This window comes from Sphingomonas sp. NPDC092440, from assembly GCF_044754985.1.
GTDB lineage: Bacteria > Pseudomonadota > Alphaproteobacteria > Sphingomonadales > Sphingomonadaceae > Sphingomonas.
Genome location: NZ_JBIVQA010000030.1, coordinates 1 through 6,644, shown reverse-complemented (window position 1 = coordinate 6,644; position 6,644 = coordinate 1). Strand labels below are relative to the sequence as shown.

Genomic DNA, 6,644 nt, shown 5'->3' with positions numbered 1-6,644 from the left:
CTTATCAAGCGATCAATGTACGGACGCGCCGGCATCGATCTACTCCGCGCTCGCATTATGGCATGACCCCTGCACCAAAAGTGCGGGAGAACCCACTTTTGCGGAGAATTACACGCCCACTGACAGCATCAACGGCAAGGACGCGGTCGAGCGGCTCGCCGTGCGCCAGGAACTGAGCGCGCCGCTCATGACCGAGCTGCACGCCTGGCTCACCACCCAGCTCGCCAGGCTGTCGCGCAACCACGATCTCGCGAAGGCCATCAACTACATGCTCCGGCGCTGGGACGCCTTCACCTGCTTCCTCGACGACGGCCGGGTTTGCCTAACGAACAACGCGGCCGAACGGGCTTTGCGCTGCGTGCCACTCGGCAGGAAAGCTTGGCTATTCTGCGGCTCCGATCGCGGTGGCCAGCGCGCGGCGGTGCTCTACACCTTGATCCAGACCGCCCGCCTCAACGACGTCGATCCTCAGGCCTGGCTCGCCGATGTGCTCGCTCGCATCGCCGAGCATCCGGTCCGCCAGCTCGACCGGCTGCTGCCGTGGAACTGGCGCAAGCAGCGGGGCATGCTATCGCAAGCGGCATGACCTCTCGACGCGCCATCGATAGCTTCACAGAGATCGCCACGGTTCGCATCGAGCTGAAGGATTCCGACCCGCCGATCTGGCGCGTCGTCGAAGTGCCGACCTCGATCACCCTCAAGGTCCTGCACGATATCGTTCAGGCGGCGATGGGGTGGCTGGACTATCATCTCTGGGAGCTGGTCATCGACGGGCAGACCTATGGCCTGCCCATGGACGACGACTGGGGCACGGCGCCGCGCAAGATCGCGGCACGCACCCGCCTGCGCGACGTGCTCGCGCCCGGCACCACCAGGATCGACTACACATACGATTTCGGCGACAACTGGGAGCACAGCCTCATCGTCAGCGATGCGCGCTCCGGCGATCCCGGCACTGTATATCCCCGGTTCATCGAAGGCGCACGCGCCTGCCCGCCGGAGGACTGCGGCGGCATTCCCGGCTTCTACGAGATGCTTGAGGCCAGAGCAGATCCCAACCACCCTGATCACGCAGAAATCACCGAGTGGCTCGACGGATATGATCCCGACGAGGTGGATGTCTTCCCGATCCAGGTAGCCCTCGGTCGCATTGCAGCCCGCCGCAATGCCGCTGCGAAGCGCATCATCAAAACAGCAAACGACTGATAGTCGCCCGCCGTGGCCTTCACCGGATGGCTACGACAATCAGAAGGTCAATACGGCATCGGCCCCAACTGTAAATTGATGATCGTGCGATCCCGCCGCGTATGGCGTGGTACTATTGAGCGACCAGTCGTAGCGGACTTCTGGCCTTACATTTAGGGCTGCGCCTTTGATTGGCATTAGCGGCTTGATATTGACGCCAAACGTGACGGCACCGTAGGTCGTCTTGCCACCACCGATGACAATGGCCGGTAAACCTTTCTCGGCGTTGACGAAATCCCGGTTTCCGGGAAACGCACCAACAAAAAACCCGTCACCGTCGCGCCACACCTCACCACGAATGCCGATCCCAAATTGATCGTTGATTGAATAGGTGAAATATTGCGCAAATCCGCCACCAGAAACATTGAATCCGCCGTCTCGAATATAGTTCAGATCAGTTGTCGACGTCAGCCTATTATTGATCTTCCAGATGACCGTGATATCATTCAGGTAGCGAAGATCGCGATTAGGACGGACGCCCGGAGTGCCCCGTGGAATTTCTGGTCCAATACTGGTCGTAGCGAATATCGTGAGCGCGCCACGCATCAAATTGAGACCCACACCGCCATGAAAAGACGGGGAACCGTTATTATCACCACTACCGAGAGTAGTATTTACGCCAGACGTAATTCCAGCATAAACGTCTAAAATTTTATCCACATGGATCGTTGTCAATATACCGGTGTGTTTGAACGGAATGCCGTAATTAAAAATGTAACTATGTGAATAGAAAAAGTTCCCTGTAGCGTCAATAACTTCGGCCCCCTCAAGCGTCACGAACTGACCTGCTTTAATATCGAAACCGCGCGAGGTCAGGATGGGCAGATGCGCGTTCACATAAGCTTCAACGATATCGAATTGATTACGTCGGTTCGTTATACCATCTAGCTCCCCAAGAAAATGCGTGTATCGGGCGTCCGAACCGTACATTCCCTGAATCTTGAACCCGATGTCGACGTTTTGCGACGCTGAGTCGATGGGACGTTCAACGGTTAGCATGACTTGATTGAGCTGAGGCTCGCCCGCCTTGTCGGTGAACAAATGGCCAAAATTGATGCCATCAGTTGGATTGCCAGTGTTGAGGGTCAAGCCCGTTTCGACATGGCCAGAAAGCTTGACCGTTTCCGACCAGCTCTTCGGTGGCGGCGAGTCGCCATCGGCGGCATACGCGGGCGCCGCCGCAACGGCCACTAAGGCCAAACTCAAGGCAGGAGCGAGAGTATCAAGCGCTCCCCTGCGGATGCATGTCTCCATTCGTTCTCCCTTTTGATAAGCAGCCGCGATCCTGGCATTGTAAGCGAGCCATTGAGACCAGGCTTGACGATGAGGTATTGAGCAATTTTTGTGCCAAAGCGCCGCACCGCCATCTGTGGGAAGTGGAGACTCTTCGTACCTGGCGGCTATTCGCGCTGCGGCGCAACAAAAAACAGTGAAGCAAACTGGCGAAAAGTCCGATCCGTGAACCGAGGCTCCGCGTTCGTACGACCGACCCTGCTCATGAAATTTGCTAATGGCAGATCGGTGCTCAATAAATGGGCACCGCACAATTTTGTGCATTCATCCAATGCTGCATGTAAACTAACGCCTGCGAGGATTCATCGTAAACTGATGACGGCTGCAACGAGATGGATCATAGCCGCAAAGTCTTGATCGGCTTTGCAGCGATGCATGGCGATCCGCTTAAATTTCTTGGATTTAGCAGAATAGTTTTTCAACAAGATGTGCCATTTGCAAATCCCGCCATCGAGCGGACGAGCTTGTCGTGGCGGGGATGCTGCGAGATGACAATCTTCGCACCGCGCTCATTGAGGTGCAAGCCCGCGGCGAGGTACGTCTTTCCGTGATCACAATCTTTTGAGATGGAGCCGGTGCAAACGCCGGTATTTACGCCGGTGGCCGAGGTGTCATGATAGGCCAAGTGACGGTTATTTCGGATCCAGAACGGCGACCGGTAGGGACCGACGGGCAGAACCAGATCTATCGGTGGCGTCGAGAGAATGGCGCAGGCTGGAAAGAGTTGCCGGCGCTGATGCGGAAACTCGCGGCGGCAGCACCAATCGCCGGGCGCGACGCGCCGCGCTTCACGATCTACAATGTTGTCTGATTGAACGATACACGCTTTGCGGTCTGAACAGAGTCCGATCTGGAAAAGATGAGTCCCATATTGGCGCCGACTGCTCATCGTCGCGCACGCGTTCCCCCAAAAAGATGGAAGCACCATATCGGTGCTCCATCTTCCTCGAGAAGCGCCGCAGCCGCACGGCGCGCTGGATAGAGTCCTGGACCTTGTTCGCGCCAAGCCCGGCGAAATGATCACCCACTCGGTGTGGTTAGAGCTGGCCGCACAGGGACAGGCGCCCGTGTTTTTGCTGATTCGATCTCTAAAAGCCGTTGATCCCTTTGGTTGCGAGCTTTTTTTGGTTGGTCTCGGCCAGCGGCACCGCCATCATAAATCGGCCGGGCGCGAATCGGCGCTTTGGCAGGGGCGCGCCCAACCCCCAGGTGAGCGCGCCCCTTTTTAGAGCGGATTCCGATCAATCAGGGTCGTAACCGCATGAGCTGAAGTAGTTGGCGCATTCGGCAAGCTCGAAGAGGTCGACGAGTTGGCCGATGAGGTCCCAAAGGCCGGAGACGGTGCGCTCGCCGGCTTTTCTGAGCATGGCCTTGAGGCGCGAGAAGGCCTTTTCGATGGGATTGAAGTCGGGGCTGTAGGGCGGAAGGAAGCGCAGGCTCGCGCCTGCATCCTCGATCATAGCGAGCACCGAGGCGCGCTTGTGGCTGGAGAGATTGTCCATGATGACGATGTCACCGGGCTTCAATTCGGGGACGAGCACCTGGCCGACGTCAGCTTCGAACCAATCGCCGTTGATCGGTCCGTCGAGCACCATCGGCGCGATCATCCCGCTCATTCTCAGCCCCGTGACCAGCGTGGTCGTTATGCGGTGACCATGCGGGAAGCCCATCCGCAGCCGCTCGCCTTTTGGAGCGCGGCCATGGCTGCGGGTCATGTTGGTCGCGGTCCACGTCTCGTCGATGAACACCAACCGCTCGGGGGCAAGATCGCACTGGCCGTCGAACCAGCCCCGGCGCTGCCTCAGGATGTCGGGCCGGTCCTGCTCGATCGCGTGGCCGGTCTTTTTTCCGCGTGATGGCGTGGCGCGCGAAGAACCGGTGCAGCGTCGAGTTCGCCATCGACAGACCGATGCCGGCGAGCGCCACGCGAAGTTCGTCGAGCGTAATGTCCCGGTTCGCCTCCCACAGAGCCAGCACCTCCTCGCGGCGCTCCTCGATCCGGCGTGAGCGCATATCGCCGCCCTGAGGCCTGGGGGCAAAGTTGCCCGTCGCCGTTCGCTGCGACTGCCAGCGGATCGCCGTCGAAGGCGCCACGCCAAACCTCGCCGCTGCGGATCGCCTGCTCATTCCGCTATCGATCGCCGCCAGCAACCGAGACCGCAAATCCATCGAAAGCGCCTGACCCATTCCGTGCCGGCCTCCAACCCCAGCCAGCATCGTGAATCAAATTTTCAGACGGTTGGGAATCCCTCCCGATTCAGACCGGTCAGAAAGCGCTCTAGATTGTGCGTGGGTGGTGAAAAATCCGTTGCCACGCTGCCTCCGCGAGGTCCGAGCCTGTCTATTTCGGTTGCTATCTGGCGAGATCATGCACGGCGGCGGTGGCGATACGAGCGGCTTTGCCGAATTTCCCCGGCTCGACGTCGACAACCGATGCCAAGGATGCTGATTGGTAGTTGGCGGGGAAATGCTATCCCTGCAATCTCGCGATGTATCTTTCTCGATCACCTTCCCCGTGCGCGAAATCACCTCCATCGTCTCGGTCATATCCTCGCCCAACCTGGGCAAGCGGCCACTGCCACAGGTCGGCCATGAACATGGTACGGAGGCACGACGACGCGCATGCGCGGCAGATGCTCGGTGAACAGCTTCCTGACAGACTTCCTGCATTCGAACGAAGAAGTTTCGCCTTGTTCACCGAGCCGGCAACGCCCACAAGACTATTTTCGGCGACGTCGGCCGCGAGGTTCTCGCGTTGAAGTCCAGCTGCGTGAGCACCCGCTGGGCGCGTACGGCGCTGCCGCCGTACGGCACGCCTTAGCCTGCGACCTCCAGCTTGAGATGCGAGATCAACGTTTGCGTGATGCTCACGTGGGCGCGAGCGTAGTCAGTTCGGCCTCAGCCCCCTCAGTCCTCAAGTGCACCGTCGCAACCGGCGCCTCGAGCGCCTCAACATCGTTTGGAAGTGGCAAAACGGCGGCATTCATAGGCGAAGTGAATCATCGCAAAGCCCACCACAATTTCAAGATGAGGGATTTTGATGTCGGCCGCGTAACGCATTTTAGAGGCCGGCCCTCCGCCGACCTCGGTGGAGATGTGGCCGGCCCGGCGGGAGAGCGTAATGAAGTCGACACAGTCCCGAGCACTCGCAAAACGGGATAGATCAAATTGAGCAAATTACTCTACCCACGGACGCCATCTTCCGACAAAAATTCCGCTTGGCCTCTTCCATCCAGCTGTGATGTGAAAGTTTATGATGGCGCTAGAACGCCTTTCCATAATGAAATTCCTTTAAGCTGGTTAGTATGGTCGATCCTTGCCAGCGTTAGCGCGGTCGCTCTGTTGATGGCACTAAATTCGATGACAGCTAAAGTTGACTTGGGACTTGCTGCTTTCGTTACCACTGCCCTCGGTGGCGCAAGCACAATCCGTTTTTTGTTTCGTGGCGCACTATCGGGGGCGCGATGCATTTGGCGAGATGCCGCAGAATATTATGGGCTCTTTGTCAGTATCTGTATTGTTGGTGCCTTGGCGGCTTATCCCATATCCGGAATGAGTTCGGGTTTCGTTGACGCTGCGCTGCAGCAAATCGATGACGCAATCGGATTCGAGTGGTTGGCATGGTATCGGTTTGTTACCGAGCATACCGCGATTCAATGGTCTGAGCGCGTCGCCTATGAGACTATATTCCTCTCCCCCGCCGTGCTGTTGGGCTATTTCGCCTTCACGGGCCGTAAGGACGAAGCACGTCGGTTCATTGCATCTTTCTGGCTAACGGCGCTTCTTACACTAATATTGTTTGCGTTTCTCCCGGCGAAGGGTCCGCTCGCCTTTCTTTGGCACGGACCACTCCCATACATTCCGGCAAGCGCATTGTACCAGGCCGAACTTATTACGGCTCTGCGATGCAAAATGGCGAGCCCGATCGATCTAGGCGCGCTGCATGGACTGGTTGCCGCTCCCAGCTTCCACGCCGCAAGCGCGGTGCTTTATGTCCGCGCGGCGTGGACCTGAGTTGGCCCCCGAAATGACCTGACAGGGTCTCGCTCTTAGATAAGAGTGAGCCATATGACTGAGCATACGACTAGGCGCTACAATGGCGGCGA

The 6,644-nt window shown here is 58.1% G+C and carries 7 protein-coding genes; 4 read left to right on the top strand and 3 right to left on the bottom strand.

From position 1 onward, the window contains the following. Together ACIQCS_RS23805 and ACIQCS_RS23800 are read left to right on the top strand one after the other, a co-directional pair. A partial coding sequence (locus ACIQCS_RS23805) for a transposase (protein ID WP_401531951.1) occupies positions 1–586 on the top strand: 586 nt, incomplete at its 5' end. Then, positions 583–1,206 (top strand): plasmid pRiA4b ORF-3 family protein, encoded by a 624-nt coding sequence (locus ACIQCS_RS23800; RefSeq protein ID WP_401531950.1) that lies wholly within the window; start codon positions 583–585, stop codon positions 1,204–1,206. The genes ACIQCS_RS23805 and ACIQCS_RS23800, both read left to right, overlap by 4 nt. 39 nt (positions 1,207–1,245) lie before the next feature. Here the strand turns inward: ACIQCS_RS23800 and ACIQCS_RS23795 are convergent, their stop codons facing one another. Together ACIQCS_RS23795 and ACIQCS_RS23790 are read right to left on the bottom strand one after the other, a co-directional pair. Further along, on the bottom strand, positions 1,246–2,499 hold the full coding sequence (locus tag ACIQCS_RS23795) for a porin (RefSeq protein ID WP_401531949.1): 1,254 nt from the start codon (positions 2,497–2,499) through the stop codon (positions 1,246–1,248). Between the two features lie 457 nt (positions 2,500–2,956). After that, positions 2,957–3,427: a hypothetical protein gene (locus ACIQCS_RS23790; protein WP_401531948.1), complete on the bottom strand. Its 471-nt coding sequence runs from the start codon at positions 3,425–3,427 to the stop codon at positions 2,957–2,959. A gap of 43 nt (positions 3,428–3,470) precedes the next feature. Between ACIQCS_RS23790 and ACIQCS_RS23785 the strand changes: the two genes are divergently transcribed. Next, positions 3,471–3,767, top strand: coding sequence for a hypothetical protein (locus ACIQCS_RS23785; RefSeq protein WP_401531947.1), 297 nt, complete (start codon positions 3,471–3,473; stop codon positions 3,765–3,767). A gap of 12 nt (positions 3,768–3,779) precedes the next feature. Here the strand turns inward: ACIQCS_RS23785 and ACIQCS_RS23780 are convergent. Further along, a protein-coding gene (locus ACIQCS_RS23780; protein WP_401531946.1) for an IS630 family transposase occupies positions 3,780–4,725 on the bottom strand; the annotation gives its coding sequence in 2 pieces (ribosomal slippage) (positions 3,780–4,389 and positions 4,388–4,725; 948 coding nt in all). Positions 4,726–5,706: 981 nt separating this feature from the next. Between ACIQCS_RS23780 and ACIQCS_RS23775 the strand changes: the two genes are divergently transcribed. Then, a complete protein-coding gene (locus ACIQCS_RS23775; protein WP_401531945.1) occupies positions 5,707–6,552 on the top strand; it encodes a phosphatase PAP2 family protein in 846 nt (281 codons plus the stop codon). Positions 6,553–6,644: the final 92 nt, after the last annotated feature.